This is a genomic window from Halorubrum alkaliphilum (genome assembly GCF_017873815.1).
Taxonomy (GTDB): domain Archaea; phylum Halobacteriota; class Halobacteria; order Halobacteriales; family Haloferacaceae; genus Halorubrum; species Halorubrum alkaliphilum.
This window is the reverse complement of record NZ_JAGGKQ010000002.1, coordinates 163,275-182,715: the sequence shown is the minus strand read 5'-3', so window position 1 is coordinate 182,715 and position 19,441 is coordinate 163,275. Positions and strand designations below refer to the sequence as shown.

Below are 19,441 nucleotides of genomic sequence, written 5' to 3'. Positions count from 1 at the left end.
GACGATCGTTGAAATGGGGGTTTATTATCGTCGAACACGTTGTACCGAGTAAGATGTTAGAGACAGAGACGGCACACACGGCGGCTCCCGCACTCCCGCCGGAGCTGCAGTCTCCCCGGGCGAAGCTGGTGTACCTATACCTGACGACGAACGGTTCGGCGAGCGTCTCGGACATGTGCGACTCGCTCGGGATGAAGAAGATGTCGCTGTACAGCATTCTGAAGACGCTGCGAAAGCAGGACCTGATCGCGCGTGACGGCGACGCGTACACGTTGACGTAGCCGGTCGACCCTCGTTCTCGTCGCTTGCGTCCCGCTCCCCGTAGCCTTTAGGTCGCCGTGAGTCCCAGTACGTCCGTGGACGCAAACCAGACGGAGTTCGCGAACCCGTTCGGGATGGATCCCGACTGTGAGAACTGCGACGAGCTCTGTGCGGCCCGCGACCGGGTCGTTCACGGCTACGGCGACGTGGGTGCGGAGTTCCTCGTCGTCGGCGAGCGCCCGACCGCGGCCGCCGAACGCAACGGGATCCCCTTCACCGGCGAGGGCGCTGGCGTGCGCGTCCAGTCGATCTTCGCGGAGTTGGGGTTCGTTCGATCCGAACCGGACGCGACGGAGCCGGACGTCCAGAACGTCTTTTTCACCAACCTCACGCGCTGTCGACATCCCGATCGTGACCCGACCGACGAGGAGATCGCTACCTGTGAACCCTTCTTGAACGCCGAGATCAGAATGATAAACCCGCAGATCATCGTGCCGGCCGGCGAACGCGTCCTCCGGGAACTCGCCGTGGCGTACACGACGCGCTCGCCCGATTCCTTCGACATCGAGGCCGAACACGCGACGACGATCCGGGGTCGCGGGTTCGAGCTCGTTCCGATGCGCGATCCGGCGACGATGACCGACGCGGAGGCGGACGCGTTCCGCGATCACCTCCGTGAGAACGTGTTGAGTCGGGATTACCGGCAGACGAAGGGCCGACGAAGTCGGTAGGGACCGTTCCGACTACTTGTCGATACCGAGTGACTCGCCCAGCGAGTCCGCGGTCGCGTCGGCGCTATCCGCGCCGAACGCACAGTCGATCAGGATGTGGCCGCCGAGCACTGACGGCGAGATGACCTGATCCGCGCCGGCTCGCCGGAGCTTGTTGACGTTCTCACGCTGGGTTGCGGACGCGACGATCCGGACGTCCGGATTGAGCTGTCTGGCGGTGAGGATCGCGAGCGCGTCCCGAGCGTCGTCCTCCGTGGCGACGACGACCGCTCGGGCGTCCTCGATATGTGCCCGCTGGAGCGGTTCCACGTCGCTCGGGTCGGCGGTGAGTACGGGAGTCCCGCGCTCGTCGAGACGCCGGGCGGCGGTGTCGTTGGTCGTGATGACCGCGAAGTCGATATCACCGCGTTCGCCAAGTTCTTCGAGGATCGGTTCCGTTAGGTCCCCGTATCCGAGAACGAGGACGTGGCCGTCGAGAAGGTCGAACTGTTTCTCTGTCATCTTTCCGAGCGCTTTGGAGAGCTGCGCCTCGATGGCGGGCGTGAGGAGAACACCGAGCGCGACCGCGAACGCCGCGACGTTCATTATGAGCGAGGAGAGCACGAACAGCTGGGCGATGTCGGAGCCTGCGCCGGTCTCCGGGGTGATGTCGCCGTAACCGACCGTCGAAGCGGTGACCACGGTGAAATAAAAGGCGTCGACGATCGTCTCGACGCCCTCGAACTCGTCGCGGAGCGCGTACGTTCCGACCGTTCCGTACGAGATCGCCGTTCCGAGCGCCGCACCCGCGGCGAGTTGGGTCGGGGACGGAGAGAACTCCCGGTCGAATCGTCCACGATTGAGCACTAACGCGGGCACTGAGACGAGAGAGAGCACGACGAGCGGCAGGGAGAACACGGACGCCTGCATCAACCCCTGAATCGCCGTGAGCGGCAGAAGAACCGCCGTCGAGAACCAGCCGACCCTGTATCCTCGTTTCAGCGCGAATCCGCTTCCGAGCATCGCAAACCCGGTGATGGTTCCGGTGAACCCGACCGTTCGAAGCACGAGATCGGGGACGTACGGGGTGAGTGGCCCCTCAACGCCGAACCCGCTGATGTGTAATAGGCCGACGACGATGGAGAGTACGGCGACGGCGAACGTCAGAACGACCGACGCTCGAACCGAGATCCACTCACGGCTCCACTCCATGTCCGCCCGGAGGCCGAGACCGTACTTAAAATCCCCGAGAACGGGCGGAGAGTGAGCCGGCAGAGACCGCAGCGGGCTGGCCCGACGATTCGGCGAGAACGCTCGCCAACGACAGTACTGATTTAACCGCACCCGCGTTGGTGGGAGATATGTCGCTACCGATCGAGATCCTTTTCGGGATCTATCTCGGGATCCTCACGGGGATCGTTCCCGCGTTAGTCGCCGGAGTACTCGGGTTTATATTCAAATACTTCACGGGGGTGACGATTCCCGGGCTCGGGGTCGTCGTCCTCGCGTTGGCGCTCGCGGGGATCAACGGGGGGCTGCTCGCGCTCAACGACGAGACGATCCGGACGTCGGAGCGCGCACCGGCGATCCTCACGGCGATCATCGTCGTGTTGATGATCTCGCTGTACGCTCACGCACAGGGCGACAAGCTCGGTGCCAACGTCCCAAAGCGGATCTCGTTCCGGAAGCTACGTGACCAAACGCTCTCGACGGACGTGGTGGAGTTGGTCGGCGGACGGGGACAGGTCAAGGTCTCCGTCGTCGGCGAGGTCGGCGACATGGAGGGATACCCTCCGCTACCCGCAGAGACTCGGAAAGCCATCGCGGAGGGCGAGTGGACGTTCCCGGCCGATGTACCGCTATCGGAGTTGGAGAGTCGGTTGGGGGAGCGCCTCCGAACTGAGCTTGAGGTGGCCGACGTCAGCGTGAAAATCGACGAGAAAGCGCGAGCGACTGTGAACGCCGCGCCGCCGACCGGGGGGCTCTCGAAGCGGGTACCGAAAGGCAAGCGGGCGGTGTCGGTTCCGGCGCTCGTTCCCACCGGACTCGCGCGCGGCGACGTAGTCCGAGTCGTCACGGCCGATGTCACGGTCGAGGGGACGCTCATGGCCGCGAAATCGGGCGAGAAGAAGGACGCCAAACCGGAGTCGACACCCACCAACACCCCGATACCCGACGGGGGGCAGACCCCGCCACCGCCGACGGCCCCGAAGACGATCGCGACGACGACCGGGGGCGAGGGTCGCGTCACGGTCGCCGTCGAGCGCTCCGAGGCGGCGTCCCTCCTTCGCGCCGGTCGTGGACGAGTGCTCGTACTCTCCCGCGGAACGCGTCGAGAGTTCGAACTGACGACGCTGCTGCGGCGGGCGGGCAAGCGGTTCCGCAAGGTCGTCGTCGTGGCCGGTGGCCCGCTCGACGGCAAAACGATCGGCGACGTGAGCGTCCGTGAGACGTACGATGTTGCGATCCTCGCTGCGCGCCACGAGGGCAAATGGACGGTTGCTCCGCGGGGCACACAACCCCTCGTTGCCGGAGACGAACTGTTCGTCGTCGGAACCCGTGAGACGATAGAGCGGTTCGGGGAGGCGGCGACGTGACCCGACTCGCGCCCGTGGGCGACGGCGGAGCGATGCTGGCGTCCACGGTGTGGACCACTTCCACCATGGTCGGTGCGGCAGGGGGCGTCACGTTCAGTCAGCCCCAGTTGGCGGCGATCACGCTCGTGACCTTCGCGATTCTCGCCACGTTCGTCGCCGGCGTCGGCTCGCTGGTGTATCGGTGGTACTTCCGAACCGAGATACCCGACGGCGTCGCGATACTGCTCGGGGTCGCGGTCGTCGCGCTGTATCTCAACACGACATCGCTCGGGGCGCTTGCGGGGGCAGAAGATCCCGAGCTGCTCACGGTCGACGGCGTCGTTTTCAACGTCGTCTCGCTCGGAGTCGCGGCGGTCATGTCACCGCTCGGACGCTATGCGGGCGACCGGCTCGCAGTCGACGTGTTCGCGCTGTCGAGCCGAAAGAACTTCGAAGGCGAGGTGAGCCGAATCGTGCGGACGGTCGGTCGCGTGACACCGGTGACGCTCCCACCCGCAGCGGAGATCAAGGACATGGACACCTACGAACCGGTCTCCGACGAAAAGAAGGCGGAGCTCGCGGGCAAAACGCTGATCTTCTCGCGGAAGCTCACCGTTGAAGAGCTTCGGAACCGTCTCGTCGAACGGATTAAAACCGATTACGGCGTCGGGTACGTCGACGTCGATGTCGCCGCCGACGGCACAGTGGAGTACTTCGCGGTCGGGTCCCGCGTGACCGGGCTCGGTCCGACGCTCGCGCCCGGGCGGGTGGCGGTTGCCCTCTCCGCGGATCCGCCGAACAACGCGACGGCCGGCGACATGGTTCAGATCTGGCGGACGGATCCCAACCCGGAACGCGTCGCGACGGGCGAGCTACGGGGGGTCGCCGCCGACGTCGCGACCGTCGCGCTCGACGAGTCGGACGCGGCCGAACTCTCCGTCGAGGGCGGCTATCGACTGGTGACACTGCCGGCGGAACCGCAGGCGGACCGCGAGTTCGCCTCGCTGTTGCGCAACGCCGACGAGACGATGGCGACGGTGACCGTCCCGGAGGGGAGCGATCTGGTCGGGACGGCCGTCGGCGACGTGACCGCCGTCGTCGCCGCGGTTCGACCGATCGACGGGGCGATCCAGCCGATCCCGCCGCAGGCGTACGCCTTCGCCGCCGGGGACACCGCGTTCCTCGTCGGACGCCCGGACGCGATCCGGCGCTTCGAGGCGGCCGCCGCGTCGACTGCGAGCAATGACGCCGGCGGAAGCGGCGGAGACAAGACGGCGTCCGGCGGAGACGACGCGGTAGCAAGCGGGGCCGACGACGCGGCGACGACTGCCGACTCCGACGGGACGCAACGCTCTTGAGGCGTCCGCGCGGCACGGATCGTATGAACTGGAAGCTGTTCGCCGACCTCGCCGAGATCGCCGGCGACCGCACCGTGTCGGTCGACGTCGATCCCGGCGACACCGTCGGCGACGCGCTCGACGCCCTGCTCGCGGCCCATCCGGACCTTCGCGACCGGATCATGGAGGACGGCGAGGTCGCCGACCACATCAACGTGCTCCGGAACGGACGGAACGTCCACCACGGTGACGGCCTGGCGGAGACGCTGGAGGCTGGCGACGAACTCGCGCTGTTTCCCCCGGTGAGCGGCGGCTGATCCGGGCGTTTCAAACCGCCCGACTCCCCACTCCGAGTATGACCGATACGAGCGACGAGGAGCATGGGGACGCGAACGAGGCGGGACACGACCACGGCCGCGAGGAGTTCTCCGAGGACCCGGTCGGACACACGCGGGCGACCGCGGGGATGACGGTCGGCGAGCTCGTCGAGTCGTACGGCGAGGCGGGGATCGGCGCGGCCGACGTCCACGAGGCGGGCGACGTGCTCGCGGAGATGTTCGGCGACGAGGACTGTACCGTCTTCTGTTCGCTCGCTGGCGCGATGGTGCCCGCGGGGATGCGTCGGGTCGTCTCGGACCTCATACGGGACGGCTATATCGACGTGCTCGTCACGACCGGCGCGAACCTCACCCACGACACGATCGAGGCGATCGGCGGGAAACACCACCACGGTCGCACCCACGACCCCGAAAGGAGCGCTCGCGAGCACGACGAGAACCTTCGTGACGAGGAGGTCGACCGCATCTACAACGTCTATCTCCCCCAAGAGCACTTCGCCGAGTTCGAGGGCCACCTCCGTGATGACGTGTTTCCCGCCTTGGAGGCGCACGACAGCGTCTCCATCGCCGACCTCACCCGCGAACTCGGCCGCGCGAACGCCGAAGTGAACGAGCGGGAGGGAGTCGCCGAGGATCCCGGCGTCGCGGCCGCCGCCTACGAGTCGGACGTGCCGATCTACTGTCCGGCGGTTCAAGACTCCGTGTTGGGGCTTCAGGCGTGGATGTACGGACAGACCGCCGACTTTACGCTCGACGCGCTGGCGGACATGACCGAGTTGACGGACCTCGCCTTTGCGGCCGACGACGCCGGCTGTCTCCTCGTCGGCGGCGGCGTCCCGAAGAACTTCACGCTCCAAACGATGCTCGTCACGCCGCGGGCCTACGACTACGCCGTCCAGATCACGATGGATCCGGAGGCGACCGGCGGACTCTCGGGAGCCACGCTGGACGAAGCCCGCTCGTGGGGGAAACTGGAGAAGGACGCGCGCAACGCCTCCGTCTACGGTGACGCAACCGTGATGCTCCCGATGCTCGTCTCGGCCGCCCGCGAGCGGATCGAGTAGCGTCGCCGTCGGAGACTTATAAACGACCACTGCGGTGGCGCGCCTGCGAGCGTCCGAGAGGGCGCGAGCAGACCGCGCGAGGTCGCCGGCGCTCCGCGCCGGCTGCCAGAGAATTCTCGCTGGAGTCAGGGACGGTCGCCGGAACCGCTCGGCGACCGTCCCTGACGAGGTTGGGGAGGTACGAGGCGCGGTTGCTGTGCGGGGTGGGACTCAAAGGGGCAGCCGTGCGGGCGGCGTAGGCGAAGCCAAGCACCGCAGGAGCGAGTGAAACGAGCGACGAGGCGCGCAGCGAGCGTACGCCGCCCGCACGGTTGGGGCTTTGGAGAGTTCACCGTCGATCCGCGATCAACAGTTTATAAGCGCACGGCTGAGACTTTGGGGGAGTTCACCGTCGATCCGCGATCAACAGTTTATAAGCGCACGGCTGAGGCTTTGGCGGAGTTCACCGTCGATCCGCGATCAACGATTTATAAGCGCACGACCGTTAACAACGTCACTCCATCGTTCGGATCACACTACACCCTCCGATTCCACGCTCCGAGAGGAATTTATAAACGAACCGCGGCAGGGCAGTCGCTACGTATATAAACGAACTGCCGGAGCGACCACCGAAAAAGCGCGTCAGTTGTCGCCGTTCTTCGACTGCCAGGCGTAGTCGCGGCGCTTCGCGGACTTGCCGAAGCCACACGAGGAGCAGCGCTCCTTCGTGAGGTGGTAAGACTTCTCGCCGCAGCGGCGGCACTTCACGTGAACCGTCTTGTTCTTTTTCCCTTGAGAGGGCGTACCGGAGCCGGTCATGCTTTGATCGTGACGACGTTATCGCCGCGTATAATCGTTGTGTCTTCGATGGCGACCGCGAACTCCCCGTCGAGATCGCCGTCGACGCGGTCGTCTACCTCGCTTTCGGGCTCGATGACGACGTTCATGTGCTGGTCGTATCCGGCGAGAATGCCGTAGTACGTCGTACCGTCCTTGAGATGTACCGTCACTGGTTCCTCGAGCGACGCTTCGAGCACGTCGAGGGGTCGTCCACTCATTGTCTGTACCCGGACCCCTCGCGGTAATAAAAATGTCGGGACCGCATCTGGACACGGATACGACCAGAGTTGACGCTTCTTCAGCATCTTTCGAAGCGGATCCGCCGATCTCAAAGCAGTACCAGCGAAGCAGTTCCCTCTGTAGGAGTGGTAGCCGACTGGGTGGGAACAATGCGCTGTGGGACCGAACCCGGGTGTTTTTAAGATACGCACCTGTATTCCCAGATACCACACTCCCGCGGGACACGGTGGGTCGGCGACGACTCGGCCGTAGCGGGGCCTTCACCGACGCGCGGTTGAACGCCAGGGCTGACGGCTCCTTTGCGGGGACTCAGTGATAGACGCCGGTTCACGGCGCTCACAGACTACACATCATGGAAATCGAAATCGCGACAATCGGCGGATACGAGGAGGTCGGCAGACAGATGACGGCGGTCCGAGCGGGCGAGGACATCGTCATCTTCGACATGGGCCTGAACCTCAGTAAGGTCCTCATCCACGACAACGTGGAGGCCGAGAAGATGCACAGCCTCGACCTGATCGACATGGGAGCCATCCCGGACGACCGGATCATGAGCGACCTGGAGGGCGACGTCCAGGCGATCGTCCCGACCCACGGTCACCTCGACCACATCGCGGCGATCCCGAAGCTCGCCCACCGCTACGACGCGCCGGTCGTCGGCTCGCCGTACACGATCGAACTGGTCGAACAGCAGATCGCCGACGAGGGGAAGTTCCAGGTCGACAACGACCTCGTGAAGATGGAGGCGGGCGGCACGATGCCCATCGGCGACTCCGAGCAGATCGAGATGGAGTTCGTGAACGTCACGCACTCGATCATCGACGCAATCAATCCGGTGCTGCACACGCCCGAGGGCGCGATCGTCTACGGCCTCGACAAGCGACTGGACCACACCCCCGTCATCGGCGACCCGATCGACATGGACCGCTTCCGCGAGATCGGCCGTCAGGACGAGGGCGTCCTCGCGTACATCGAGGACTGTACGAACGCCGGCCGCAAGGGTCGAACGCCCTCCGAGTCGTACGCGAAAAAGCACGTCGAGGACACGCTCACCTCGATGGAGGACTACTCCGGCGGCATCGTCGCCACGACGTTCTCCTCCCACATCGCCCGCGTGAAGACGCTCGTCGAGTACGCCCGCGAGATCGGCCGGCAGCCGGTCCTGCTCGGCCGCTCGATGGAGAAGTACTCGGGCACCGCGGAACGGCTCGACTTCGTCGACTTCCAGGGCGACGTCGGCATGTACGGCCACCGGAAGTCGGTCGACCGCGCGTTCAAGCGGATCATGAAGGAGGGGAAGGGGAACTTCCTCCCCATCGTGACGGGCCACCAGGGCGAGCCGCGCGCGATGTTGACCCGCATGGGTCGCGGCGAGACGCCGTACGAACTGGAGGACGGCGACAAGGTCGTCTTCAGCGCGAGCGTCATCCCGGAGCCCACGAACGAGGGGCAGCGCTACCAGTCCGAACAGCTGCTCCGGATGCAGGGCGCGCGCCTCTACGACGACATCCACGTCTCCGGTCACCTCCGCGAGGAGGGCCACTACGAGATGCTCCAGGCGCTCCAGCCGCAACACGTCATCCCCGGTCACCAAGACATGACGGGGCGCTCGCCGTACGTCGATCTCGCGAGCTCACAGGGGTACAAGCTCGGTCGTGACCTCCACGTCACGCAGAACGGGAGCACCATCCAGATCGTCGAATGACGACCGAGACGACGGAGGCGCGGGTGCTCGACGCCATCCGCGAGCGGCGCGAACTGGTCAACGCCGCTATCGACGAGGAGTTACCGATCCAACACCCGGAGCGACTGTACGAGGCCTCCCGATACATCCTCGAGGCCGGCGGCAAGCGGCTCCGGCCGACCGTGACGACGCTCGCGGCGGAGGCCGTCACCGGAACCGAACCCATGGGCGAGGAGTTCCGCGCGTTCACCTCCCTCGACGGCGAGCCCGTGGACGTCATGCGTGCGGCGGTCGCCATCGAGGTGATCCAGTCGTTCACGCTGATCCACGACGACATCATGGACGAGGATGATCTCCGGCGCGGCGTGCCCGCGGTCCACGAGAAGTACGACACGTCGACGGCGATCCTCGCCGGCGACACGCTGTACTCGAAGGCGTTTGAGTTCATGACCGAGACCGGTGCGGACCCGGCCGCGGGATTGGAAGCGATGCGGATGCTCGCGTCCACGTGTACGGAGATTTGCGAAGGGCAGGCGCTCGACGTCGCCTTCGAGACCCGCGATGACATCCTCCCCGAGGAGTATCTGGAAATGGTCGAGCTGAAGACGGCCGTGTTGTACGGTGCGGCCGCCGCGACGCCGGCCATCCTCCTCGGCGCGGACGAGGAAGTCGTCGACGCGCTCTATCAGTACGGCATCGACTCCGGTCGAGCGTTCCAGATCCAGGACGACGTGCTCGACCTGACGGTTCCTTCGGAGGAACTCGGCAAACAGCGCGGCTCCGACCTCGTCGAGGGGAAAGAGACGTTGATAACGCTTCACGCCCGACAGGAGGGCCTCGACGTCGACGGACTCGTCGACGCCGAGACGCCCGCAGAGGTGACGGAGCCGGAGGTCGACGACGCGGTCAAGTCGCTCGAAGCCACGGGCTCCATCGCCTACGCTCGCAACACGGCCGAGGAGCTCACTGCCCGGTCGAAGGAACACCTCAAGGTCCTCCCCGAAAGCGAGTCTCGGAGCCTCTTGGAGGACATCGCGGACTACCTCATCACTCGCGGGCACTGAGCCGTTTCGGGGGCGTCGATCACCCCCACCCGCGTCCGTGGAACACAAGAGAATTGACCGTCCCCCGGCGAGGGAACGTATGACCGACTACTTCGAGGTCCACGAGCGGGACGGCGCAGCCCGGCTCGGGGAGCTCCGCCTCGCCGACTCCGTCGTGACGCCCGCGCTCGCGGACCCGTTTCTGGCGGACGCTGGAAGCCTCTGGACGACCGATCGCGACGTACCGGACGGCGACGAGTCAGTGCTCACGGTGCTCCCACACCGCTCGTTTCCCGCGGGGACACGGGAGGAGGTGCGGGAGTCGTTCCGTGTCGAGCACCCGGACCTCGACGCGCCGACCGCGGCCGTCGTCGACAGCGAGGGTCTCCGACACGTCGGTGCGGACGCGTACGTCCTCGCGGATGCCGCCGGGTTCGTCGGCCACGGCGAAGCGTTCCGCGACGCGATACTCGCGGCAAAGGACGCGCTGCCGGCCGACACCGCATTACTGCTCTCGGGCGTCGCTACCCCCGCGAACGTCGCCACGCTCGTCGCCGCCGGCGTCGACCTCGTCGACGCCTCGCTCGCGCGGACGAAGGGGACAGAGGGGAAGTACCTGACTACCGACGCCGAGCACTTCCTCGAAGACCTCGAAGAGCTCCCCTGTGCGTGTCCCGCGTGTTCGAAGCCTCGCGAGTCGTTCACGCGAGCGGACTGTGCGGAGCACAACGTCAACGCGCTCGAAGCCGAACTCCGCAGGGTTCGCGAGCGGATCCGCTCGGGTCGGCTCCGCGACTATTTGGAGGGACAGGCGCGCCACGAGGGATGGCTCACGGCGACGCTCCGGCTGTTCGACGACCAGTGGGGGTATCTCGAGGAGCGAACGCCCGTTCTCCGAAACGCCGAGATCACGGCCGCGTCGGCCGAGACGCTCGACCGCGTGGAGATCCGGCGGTTCGCCGACCGCGTGACGAGCCGGTACCGGAACCGGTTTTCCGACCAGCCGCTGGTGTTGGTCCCCTGCTCGGCGACGAAACCCTACAGCGACTCCCAGAGCCACCGACAGTTCCACGACGCGATCAAGTGGCGCGGCCACACGGTGTCGATGACCTCCCCCATCGGTGTGGTTCCTCAGGAGTTGGAGACGACCTACCCCGCCCAACACTACGACGCGGTCGTCACTGGCGACTGGTCCGAAGCAGAGATCGAATTCGTCGCGGAGGTGCTCCGACGGTATCTGCGCCGGAACGACTACTCGCGAGTGGTCGCACACGTCCCCGCGGACGGCTACCGCGAGATCTGCGAGCGCGTCGAGGCCGACCCCGATATCGACGTTCCGTTCGAGTACACCTGCGTCGACCATCCGACGACCGACGAGTCGCTGGGGGAGCTGAACGCCGCCCTCCACGGCGAGCCCGCCTACAGCAAGCGTGAACGCGAGCACAACACCGTCCGGGCACTCGCCGACTACCTCCTCGGGGACGGAGCCGGCGATGCGGTGTTCGGCGAGGGGGACCGCGACGACGTGCTAACCACTGGTCGCTACCCCAAACTCCAGGTGTGGGCCGACGCCGACGGTGACGGTCGCGAGGGGGAACCGGGAATCCAGCTCGCGACCATGGTCCCGCAGTACGGGACGCTCTCGTTTACCCTCGCGGGCGCACGTCGGTGGGTCGAGAGCGACGCGCCGACGAAGCGGGTCGAGATAGACGGGTTCGTTCCGCACGGCTCCGTGCTCGCGCCCGGCGTCGTCGACGCGGACCCGGAGATCCGCGTCGGCGACGAGGTCGTCATCGAGGGACCGAAGGCGTTCGCGGTCGGGCGCGCGGAGATGTCCGGTCCGGAGATGGTCGAGTCGACCCGCGGGGTCGCCAGCGAGGTGCGCCACGTCGACGAGAAGTCGTAGTCGGTCGCAGCTCACCCGGTTTCGGCTCCGGCGGACACGTACGTCTCCAACCGTGTGAGCCGGCGGTCCCGACCCGTGAACACGTCGACGAACGCGAACAGCTCCGCGCCGTCGGCGTCGAGAAGTCGACCTCGGACCGCGATGCTCCCGGAGTCGCCGGGTCCGACGTCGTACACCGTCTCGACGACGTGCGTCGTCTCGGTCATCGGGCGCTCGTCGCGGGTGAACGCGACGAACCGGTCGCGGCCGGAGAGCGTCCGGTCCGGGCGTGCGTGAACGAACTCCGGCGCGAGCAGGTCGGCGAGCGCGTCATACTCGTCGGCGTCGATCGTTCGGTAGTACTCCCGAGCGAGCGTTGCCGGGTCGGTCATCGGGCGAGGGATCGATCGTATCCGGCGGGGTGTGTGGTCACGACGCCAACTCGTCGAACTCCTCGGCAGAGGTGCGCGTCCCCTTCGAGATGATGACGTCGCCAGCGCGGAGCGTCGTGTCGATGTCCGGGCCGACGAGCCATCCCTCCTCGGGCCGGCGGACGGCGAGGACGCTCGTGGCGATGTCAGTCGCGGGGACGCCGGCCACGACGTCGGTTCCGTCGAGCGCGCTTCCCTTACGCACCGTGGTTCGGGTGATGATCTCGTCGGACTCCTGAACGGCCATCTCGACGACGGGGTGGACGCCGATGTCGCGGATCACCCCCTCCGTGATCTCCAACGCCGCATCGGATATCTCCTCGGTGGCAACGCCGAGGTGGATGAGTCCGCGGAGTGCGACCGGATCGTCGGCCTCCCTCGCCGCGCGCAGCGTCCACGCCTCAAACCGCGACTGGAGCGCGTCGACCTCGACTTCCAAGTTCGTCACTTCCTCCGCGAGTTCCTCGTTGTCGAACAGCACGGAGCCGTACGCCAAGTCGACGGCGAGCTCCGAGAGGTTCTTCATCAACACGATGGATTCGACGGCACGCTCCAGATCGTCGATGGCGGGTTCGACCGGCTCGTCCGGTTCGAACGGCTCCCCGGTAAGGGTCGGATACACGTCGGCCACGCCACCTTCGGGCCCACGGAGGAGCGTTACGTCGTCGGTTTGTAATCGGGTGTTCGGCCCGGGGTTGAGGATCCAGTCGTCGTCGCGGCGGATGGCGATGACTCGGACGCCCGTCTCGGACTCCAGATCGATCCCCGTCAGTGTCCTGCCGGTGTACTCGGAGTCGGCTGAGACGGTGGCGCGAACGAGCGTCTCGACGCCCTCGGAGAGCGCGCCGCGCATCGCGTCCGGGAGGCCGATCTCCTCCAACACGATCTTCGCGATGTCGCCGGCGGCGTCGGAGACCTTGTCCGCGGCGGCGACGACGCCGAGGACGGGTGCGAGCCGCTCCGCCTCGTCCGGGTTCCGGGCCGCGAGCATCAGGCTCATCCGGGCGCGCATCTGGAGCACGTCCATCCGGTTCTCGAGCTCGATGACCTCCTGTGCGACCGTGGGGCTACCGTGGAGCACGGCGGAGTAGGAGAGGTCGATAAGCAGCTCCGCGGTGTCTTTCATCTCCACGAGGAGGTCCTTCACGCTCGCGGGCTCGTAGGTGACCTTCTGTGGCGGCTCGCGCCCCTCGAATCGTCCCATGTCCCGTAAACACTCCGGGGGCGAGTAAAAGGTTTGTTACGGGTTTCCGAGCCGGTCAGGCCGCGTCCCCTGCGACGTACCCGGGCTCGGACGCGGGCGCGTCGGCAGCGACCGCCTCCGCCAGATTGACGAGCGCGAGCCAGCGGAGGAGCCGGTCCGCTCGCTCGCGCCACGTCGCCTCCCACTTCGGGTCGCGCGCCCGGTCGTGACGCGGGACCGACTCGCGGGTCGCCGCAAACAACGAGGCGGGCGTCACCGGCTCCTCGGTCGACGCGTCCCGCAACAACGCGAGCGTCTCCGGAACGAGCAGTACGCCGTCACGGAGCCCCTCCCGGACGAGTTCGGGAGTCGCCGCCGCGTCAGACCGGACGAACCCCCGTGGGGTCTCGCGGGCGAGCCCGAGCGCTCGGAGGAACGCGAGCCAGTCGTTCGCGGCCTGACGGTCCGCGAGGTCACGTCGGTCTCGAAGGCGGGCACAGCAGTCGTCTTCGCTGCCGGGGACGAGGGGGACCGCCCGCCGAAACGCGTCGAGGGCGTCGAGATCCGTCGGCGGCTCGGGGACTGGTTTGAGTCGCATCGGGGGGTCAGCGATAGCCGAACGACTCCGCGAGCAGCTCCTCGTCGGTCTCTCCCACCGTGTACACGGGGCCGTCCACGACGTCGACGGTGACCTGTGCCGGGGCGAAGACGCTCTCGGGAACCTCGTAGAAGTCCCAGTCGGCCTCCTCGAACACCTCGACGAACGGGGTTCCGTAGTCGTCGCGCACGGTGGAAACGATCCGCTCGAACCGGTCGTCGTCGCGTGCGACCTGAAGATGGACCTCCCCACCGTAGGCGAGGGCGTCGTTGGTGCGTCCCATCGCCTCCCCTTCGTCGCGCGTGACCGGGGCGATCGGCGCGGAGCCGGACGCGTGGAGCACGTCCGTCGGTTCGTAGCCAAGCTCCAGCAGGCGGAACACGGCGAGCTCGGCGGCTCGAGCGGCGGTCGAGACGGATCCCGCGGTCGACCCCGTGGCGTACGTCGGGAGGAACACGCCCTCCGGGTCGACCTCGGCGAGGTCGGCGACGTGTTCGGCGACAGTCTCGTCCGGAAGAGTCGTCGACTCGATCGCGAGCGTGGCGAACTCCGAGGTGTCGTAGTAGCCGACGCGCTCGAACTCGGCTTCCTGTCCGACGAGCGCCCGTGCGGGTCCGGATCCGAGTCCTTCGAAGCCGTTCTCGAACGCCAGCTCCCAGCCCGCCTTCTGCGAGCACAACAGCGCGACTGCGGGGTGATCGGTCGACAGCTCGACGTAGCCGCGGGGCGCGTCGGCGACCTCGCCCATGCGCGTGTTCACGCTCGCGAGTCCGGCCGTCTGGATCTCCGTCAACAGGAGCCCGGCCTCGACTCCACCCGTGGCGTCGATCCCGAAGTCGATGACCGTCGCTCCGTTGTCGAGTTCGTAGCCCGCGACGTCGAGTTCGCCGGCGAAGTCGAGCGCCTCGTCGACGAGCTCGATCGCGGTCCGGTTGATGCTTTCCATACGCCCCCTTTTGCCTCCCCACCTAAGGGGTTTGTCGGTCGGCGTCGTCACGCGGCGCGTCCGGAAGCGCTCAGTCGTCGCTCGCCGCGGCGACGGGTTCGACCCGGAACACGTAGTCCGAATACGCCTTGTCGAGGTTCGTCGGCGCTTCCTCCCCGGTGTGGATCTCACACAGCAGCGCCGTCGCCTCCACCGCACCCTTTCCGGTGTCCTCCTGATAGCGTTCCGTGACCGAGAACGCGGCGGGCTCAGTACAGCTCCGTCGGTAACACTCGACCGGGGTGTCGTCCGGGGGTTCGGACTCGTCGGCACGGTCGACCGCCTCGGAGACGTCCCGCTCGATCCGTCGCCGTTCCTGATCGTGGGCCTGCTTGTCCCGCCCCGACTTGGTGTCCGGCATACGTGGACCGTCGGGCTTCAGGGACATAACGATACGGTTGGTGTGGACCCCTCGGAGCCGACCCGTTCGGCGAGGGTGCTCACCAGAAGCCGCCGTCGGGCCCCGAGGGTCCACGGGGGCCGCTCGGACGGGGATCCGGATCGATCTCCACGAGTTCGGTTTCGGCCCGTGGGTCGATCTCTCGTCCCTCGTCGTACCGGACGAACGAGAGGTAGAAGGACTCACCACACCCGACGGCGGAGGCTTCGCCGTCGTCATCGCCGCTCTCGTCGACGCCGTCGGCGTTCGTTCCGCGAGGGTCCCAGACGACGCCGTCGCTCTCGCCGCAGACGAACCGGACGCCGTCCGCGGCGTCGCCCTCGAACGCCGCCGTCGGATCGACGTACGCCCAGCCCTCGAATGGATACGGAGTCACCGCCTTGTCCGCGAGATAGCCGTCGCGTTCGATCTGGACTATCGTCTCACACGCGGGACAGTGGTAGGTGACTGGATACCCCATACGACCGATACGGGCCGAGTTTTTATATTGTCGTCGCCGGGTCGGAAGCAGTTTTATTCGTTGAGGTCGACCGTCGTGATATCACTTCGAATCCCTCCGGCGACGACCACGCCAATGGCATCGAAAGCGACGGCGACATCGAGAGCGACGGCGACATCGAGAGCGACGGCGACATCGAAAGCGACGGCGATACCGAGACGACTGCCGACGACGACGAGGCCGAGAGCCCGACCTTCACTCGCCGCCGGCTCCTCGTGGGCGGCGCGGCCGGATTGGGGCTCGTCGGCGGCGGCGGACTCTACGCTTCCCGGGCTTTGGACGGCGATTACGGCGATCTCAGGGCACCCGGGACACAGCCGGTCCTCAGCACTCGCGGCCGGATCGACGCCGACGGCTCGAGTGGCTCCGGAACCGTCTCGCCGTCGGTCGAGGGGTCGTGGGAGTTCGATGCCGCCGACCCCGCGTTCCTGTTCGTCCACGGGTTCTCCACCGGCGCAGAGGCTGCCCGTGACCAAGCGTACACGGCGCAGGTCGGGATCCGGGAGCTACGGCCCGACGAGGAGGCGTCGGTCGTCGCCTACAGCTGGGACTCCGACGTCGGCTGGGGGGACGCGAAGCGGACCGCCGACGCCAACGCCGAACCGCTCGCCGGGTGGCTGATAGACCGGGCGGACGCGGGCGGTGGGCGCGTTCATCTCCTCGGCTACTCGCTCGGCGCGCGCGTGACCGGCGAGACCCTTCGCGTTCTCGACGAGCGCGGACGCGACGACGTCCTCGGGTCGGTCTCGCTGCTCGGCGGGGCGATTCCGCGCGTGAGCGCCGCGGACGACGGACGGTACGGTTCCGCGTTCGGATCGATCGACGCCCCGGTCCGGAACTTCCACAGCCGGAACGACCGCGTTCTCGGGTGGGTGTATCGCGCCTCGGACCGAACCCGGGCGGTCGGACACGACGGGCTCCCCGACGCGGCCGCCGCCCCGGCTGGATACCGCGACGTCGACGTCACCGACCTCGTCGGCGACCATTACTCTTACTTCCAGCCGGGCGAGGGGTGTCTGCCCCGAGTCCTCGACGGCATCGACTGATCCGATCGCGGCGTGGCGTACACCGCTCGCCCGCGGCGTGGCGTACACCGCTCGCCCGCGGCGTGGCGTACACCGCTCGCCCGCGGCGTGGCGCACACCGCACACCGCTTACAGCGGCTCGGCGGCGTCGAGGTATCGACGACAGGTCTTGGCGACCCACTCGCGGATCGCGGGGTCGTCCGCGAGGAGTACCGCCGCGAGCCCCCGATCGTCGAACAGTCCGACGACCGCCCGGTCGTCGACGAGGAGCACGCCGACGGGCGAGTCGCCGTCGTGTGTATAAAAGTCGACCCCTCGATCGGCCAGTCTCGACCGAACCACGGAACGGACGGGGCCGGTTAGCCGCCGTCGGGCCCGGCCGGTGAGGACGATCCGGGCGTTCAGCTCGGCGGAGCCGGCGTCGATCAGGCGGTCCGAGAGTTCGCGGTCGATCCGGGGAACAACCCCGACGATCGACTCCGCGTCGGCGAGCAGCGGCGGGAGGCGCGCTTCCGGACCGGGGTCCCCGTCGCGACCTGCCTCCCTGTCACGGTCCCCGTCGCGGCCGACGACCGTCGTGGTCGCCGACTCGGGATCGATGGCCACGTCCGCCGCCGACTCGACGATCCGGACGAGGGTCGCCGTGGGCGATCCGTTCTCGTCGGTCCCCCCTCCGTCAGTCCCGTGCCCGTCAATCCCGTCTCCGCCGCTCGGGGGGCAGTCAGTCACGGACCTTGCCTCCCGGTCGCTCCGGATACGGGCCTCGTGGGTCGTGCGAGCGACAGGCGAGCAGCCGTGCGGTCGCCCGTCCGCGGTCGTTCGGCCGCTCTTGGGTCGTCTCGTCGTAGTATCGGACGCTCAACGCGGTTCCGGCGCGCAACAGCTCGTTCGCGGCGAACCGGTAGCGGTCGGTGCTCGGTCCGGAGGGCGTCGCCTCGACCGACCTGAAATGTCCCTCGACGAACAGGTAGCCGCCGTCGACGAGCGCCGCCGCGAGGTCGGCGAAGCGGTCGAGCGTGTGATAGAAACTCACCGTTATCAGGTCGTACTCAGCGGTCGGGAAGTCGTACTCGGTCGCGTCCGCGTGGATCGTCTCCAGCCGGTCGTCGACCTCGCGTTCCTCGGCGCGCTCGCGGGTGATCCGGAGCCCCTCGCGGGAGGCGTCGAGCGCGTCGACGTCGTAGCCCGACTCGGCGAGGAACACCGCGTTCCGCCCGGTTCCGGTCGCCAGATCGAGCGCGCGGCCGTCGGGGATCGACGGCTCGTACTCGCAGAGCACCGGCGAAGGCTCCGGATCCCGAGGATACGACCCGGAGGAGAACCGTTCGTCCCAGTCGGTCGGCGGGTCCGGTTCACTCATGCGTCGACCTACTCGGCCCCGGAGGATAACCCCCACGGCGCGCCGCCGGGAGTATATAAGTGTCAGCGGTGAACGGCACCGTATGAGCGAGGAGACGGATCCGGCAGTCGCGGTCGGCGAGCTGTTGACCGAGCGCGGAGAGACGCTCGCCGTCGCGGAGTCGCTGACGGGTGGACTCGTCGGCTCCCGGGTGACTGACGTTCCCGGGGCGAGTGCGTACTTCGACCGGGGCTACGTCACGTACGCGTACGACGCCAAGCGGGAGCTACTGGGCGTCTCGCGCGAAACGCTCGATGACCACGGAGCGGTGGCGGGACCGACCGCTCGCGAGATGGCGGAGCGCGCCCGCGACCACGCGGACACGACGTGGGGGCTCTCGACGACCGGCGTCGCCGGGCCCGGCGGCGGCACCGACGAGAAGCCGGTCGGCCTCGTCTACATCGGGGTGGCGTACGCCGCGCCGTGGGACACGGGGGGGTCGTTCTCGCGGAGCGTCCGAGCCGAGCTCTCCGGCGACCGCGACGCGATCAAGGGGGCCAGCGCGGAACGCGCGCTCGACGAGTTGGTTCGGACGATCCGAGAGGTCGAGGACGCCGACCGCAACGTGGACGGCGAGGGGCACTCCGACAGCAACGAGAACCGCGACGGCAACGAGAACCGCGGCAGCAACGAGAACCGCGACGGCAACGAGAACCGCGACGGCAACGAGAACCGCGGCAGCAACGAGAACCGCGGCAGCGGCAGTTAGTCGATGTAAGCGTTCCCGACGGCGGCGACGACGAGCGCGCCGATCACGATCCACGCGATCGGCTCCACGGCCAACAGACGGAACGGGCGCAGCACCGACTCGTCGAATCCGAACAGCGCGCCGGCGGCGACCGCCGAGCCGACGACCGCCGCGGCGACGACGCCGGACACGCCGAGCACCGCCGCGTCCGAGGAGTCCATACACGATCCGTGGCTCCCGCGAGTATATATTTGACCCCCGATCGACGCCGCGTGT

Annotated in this window: 22 protein-coding genes and 1 pseudogene; 11 read left to right on the top strand and 12 right to left on the bottom strand. The window is 67.4% G+C overall.

The genetic code is table 11. From position 1 onward, the window contains the following. Positions 1-53 precede the first annotated feature (53 nt). Entirely contained in the window at positions 54-281 is a 228-nt protein-coding gene (locus J2751_RS02165; protein WP_209482824.1) for a TrmB family transcriptional regulator, read from the top strand. A 75-nt stretch (positions 282-356) separates the two neighbouring features. Continuing rightward, on the top strand, positions 357-992 hold the full coding sequence (locus J2751_RS02160) for a uracil-DNA glycosylase (protein ID WP_209482823.1): 636 nt from the start codon (positions 357-359) through the stop codon (positions 990-992). 12 nt (positions 993-1,004) lie between these two features. Here the strand turns inward: J2751_RS02160 and J2751_RS02155 are convergent, their stop codons facing one another. After that, positions 1,005-2,183: an NAD-binding protein gene (locus J2751_RS02155; protein WP_209482822.1), complete on the bottom strand. Its 1,179-nt coding sequence runs from the start codon at positions 2,181-2,183 to the stop codon at positions 1,005-1,007. A 149-nt stretch (positions 2,184-2,332) separates the two neighbouring features. Here J2751_RS02155 and J2751_RS02150 point away from each other — a divergent pair, with 149 nt between their 5' ends. Genes J2751_RS02150 through J2751_RS02135 form a run of 4 tightly spaced genes read left to right on the top strand, consistent with a single transcriptional unit; the run spans position 2,333 to position 6,286 of the window. Beyond that, on the top strand, positions 2,333-3,568 hold the full coding sequence (locus J2751_RS02150; protein WP_209482821.1) for a potassium channel family protein: 1,236 nt from the start codon (positions 2,333-2,335) through the stop codon (positions 3,566-3,568). Between the two features lie 32 nt (positions 3,569-3,600). Continuing rightward, positions 3,601-4,905, top strand: a complete 1,305-nt coding sequence (locus tag J2751_RS02145) for a TrkA C-terminal domain-containing protein (RefSeq protein ID WP_209482884.1) — start codon at positions 3,601-3,603, stop codon at positions 4,903-4,905. A gap of 23 nt (positions 4,906-4,928) precedes the next feature. Continuing rightward, the gene (locus J2751_RS02140; protein ID WP_209482820.1) at positions 4,929-5,201 is read left to right on the top strand and encodes a ubiquitin-like small modifier protein 1; all 273 of its coding nucleotides are present in this window, start codon (positions 4,929-4,931) and stop codon (positions 5,199-5,201) included. A 38-nt stretch (positions 5,202-5,239) separates the two neighbouring features. Beyond that, complete coding sequence (locus tag J2751_RS02135) at positions 5,240-6,286, top strand: deoxyhypusine synthase (protein WP_209482819.1); 1,047 nt, start codon at positions 5,240-5,242, stop codon at positions 6,284-6,286. A 621-nt stretch (positions 6,287-6,907) separates the two neighbouring features. On the opposite strand, the gene J2751_RS02130 is transcribed toward J2751_RS02135, so the two are convergent. Further along, positions 6,908-7,084: a 50S ribosomal protein L37e gene (locus J2751_RS02130; protein WP_209482818.1), complete on the bottom strand. Its 177-nt coding sequence runs from the start codon at positions 7,082-7,084 to the stop codon at positions 6,908-6,910. Further along, a complete protein-coding gene (locus tag J2751_RS02125) occupies positions 7,081-7,323 on the bottom strand; it encodes an LSM domain-containing protein (protein WP_209482817.1) in 243 nt (80 codons plus the stop codon). Before J2751_RS02125 ends, J2751_RS02130 begins: the two co-directional genes overlap by 4 nt. 374 nt (positions 7,324-7,697) lie before the next feature. Here J2751_RS02125 and J2751_RS02120 point away from each other — a divergent pair, with 374 nt between their 5' ends. The 3 genes from J2751_RS02120 (at position 7,698) to arcS (ending at position 11,978) form a co-directional block, all read left to right on the top strand. Beyond that, entirely contained in the window at positions 7,698-9,050 is a 1,353-nt protein-coding gene (locus J2751_RS02120) for a ribonuclease J (protein ID WP_209482816.1), read from the top strand. Beyond that, positions 9,047-10,093 carry a geranylfarnesyl diphosphate synthase gene (gene idsA3, locus J2751_RS02115; protein ID WP_209482815.1) on the top strand — a complete coding sequence of 349 codons (1,047 nt, stop codon included), beginning with the start codon at positions 9,047-9,049 and terminating at the stop codon, positions 10,091-10,093. Before J2751_RS02120 ends, idsA3 begins: the two co-directional genes overlap by 4 nt. Before the next feature lie 79 nt (positions 10,094-10,172). After that, a complete protein-coding gene (arcS, locus tag J2751_RS02110; RefSeq protein WP_209482814.1) occupies positions 10,173-11,978 on the top strand; it encodes an archaeosine synthase subunit alpha in 1,806 nt (601 codons plus the stop codon). A gap of 11 nt (positions 11,979-11,989) precedes the next feature. Here the strand turns inward: arcS and J2751_RS02105 are convergent, their stop codons facing one another. From J2751_RS02105 to J2751_RS02080, 6 genes are all read right to left on the bottom strand, one after another. Next, positions 11,990-12,349, bottom strand: coding sequence for a nuclear transport factor 2 family protein (locus J2751_RS02105; protein ID WP_209482813.1), 360 nt, complete (start codon positions 12,347-12,349; stop codon positions 11,990-11,992). Positions 12,350-12,386: 37 nt separating this feature from the next. Continuing rightward, a complete protein-coding gene (locus J2751_RS02100) occupies positions 12,387-13,592 on the bottom strand; it encodes a potassium channel family protein (protein WP_209482812.1) in 1,206 nt (401 codons plus the stop codon). A 55-nt stretch (positions 13,593-13,647) separates the two neighbouring features. Next, entirely contained in the window at positions 13,648-14,169 is a 522-nt protein-coding gene (locus tag J2751_RS02095) for a hypothetical protein (RefSeq protein WP_209482811.1), read from the bottom strand. 7 nt (positions 14,170-14,176) lie between these two features. Beyond that, positions 14,177-15,115, bottom strand: coding sequence for a methenyltetrahydromethanopterin cyclohydrolase (mch, locus tag J2751_RS02090; RefSeq protein ID WP_209482810.1), 939 nt, complete (start codon positions 15,113-15,115; stop codon positions 14,177-14,179). Positions 15,116-15,185: 70 nt separating this feature from the next. Further along, positions 15,186-15,515 (bottom strand): hypothetical protein, encoded by a 330-nt coding sequence (locus J2751_RS02085; protein WP_209482809.1) that lies wholly within the window; start codon positions 15,513-15,515, stop codon positions 15,186-15,188. Between the two features lie 79 nt (positions 15,516-15,594). Beyond that, positions 15,595-16,014, bottom strand: a complete 420-nt coding sequence (locus tag J2751_RS02080) for a hypothetical protein (protein ID WP_209482808.1) — start codon at positions 16,012-16,014, stop codon at positions 15,595-15,597. Positions 16,015-16,268: 254 nt separating this feature from the next. Between J2751_RS02080 and J2751_RS02075 the strand changes: the two genes are divergently transcribed. After that, a complete protein-coding gene (locus tag J2751_RS02075) occupies positions 16,269-17,099 on the top strand; it encodes a DUF726 domain-containing protein (protein ID WP_345777147.1) in 831 nt (276 codons plus the stop codon). Positions 17,100-17,207: 108 nt separating this feature from the next. Here J2751_RS02075 and J2751_RS02070 read toward each other — a convergent pair whose 3' ends face one another. Together J2751_RS02070 and J2751_RS02065 are read right to left on the bottom strand one after the other, a co-directional pair. Continuing rightward, positions 17,208-17,807 (bottom strand): transcriptional regulator FilR1 domain-containing protein, encoded by a 600-nt coding sequence (locus tag J2751_RS02070; protein ID WP_321168534.1) that lies wholly within the window; start codon positions 17,805-17,807, stop codon positions 17,208-17,210. Beyond that, entirely contained in the window at positions 17,800-18,438 is a 639-nt protein-coding gene (locus J2751_RS02065; RefSeq protein ID WP_209482807.1) for a class I SAM-dependent methyltransferase, read from the bottom strand. Before J2751_RS02065 ends, J2751_RS02070 begins: the two co-directional genes overlap by 8 nt. Before the next feature lie 82 nt (positions 18,439-18,520). On the opposite strand from J2751_RS02065, the pseudogene J2751_RS02060 reads away from it, so the two are divergent. Continuing rightward, positions 18,521-19,036: pseudogene (locus J2751_RS02060) on the top strand (CinA family protein); the annotation flags it as partial. A gap of 146 nt (positions 19,037-19,182) precedes the next feature. Here the strand turns inward: J2751_RS02060 and J2751_RS02055 are convergent. After that, a complete protein-coding gene (locus J2751_RS02055; protein WP_209482805.1) occupies positions 19,183-19,386 on the bottom strand; it encodes a hypothetical protein in 204 nt (67 codons plus the stop codon). Between the last annotated feature and the right edge of the window lie 55 nt (positions 19,387-19,441).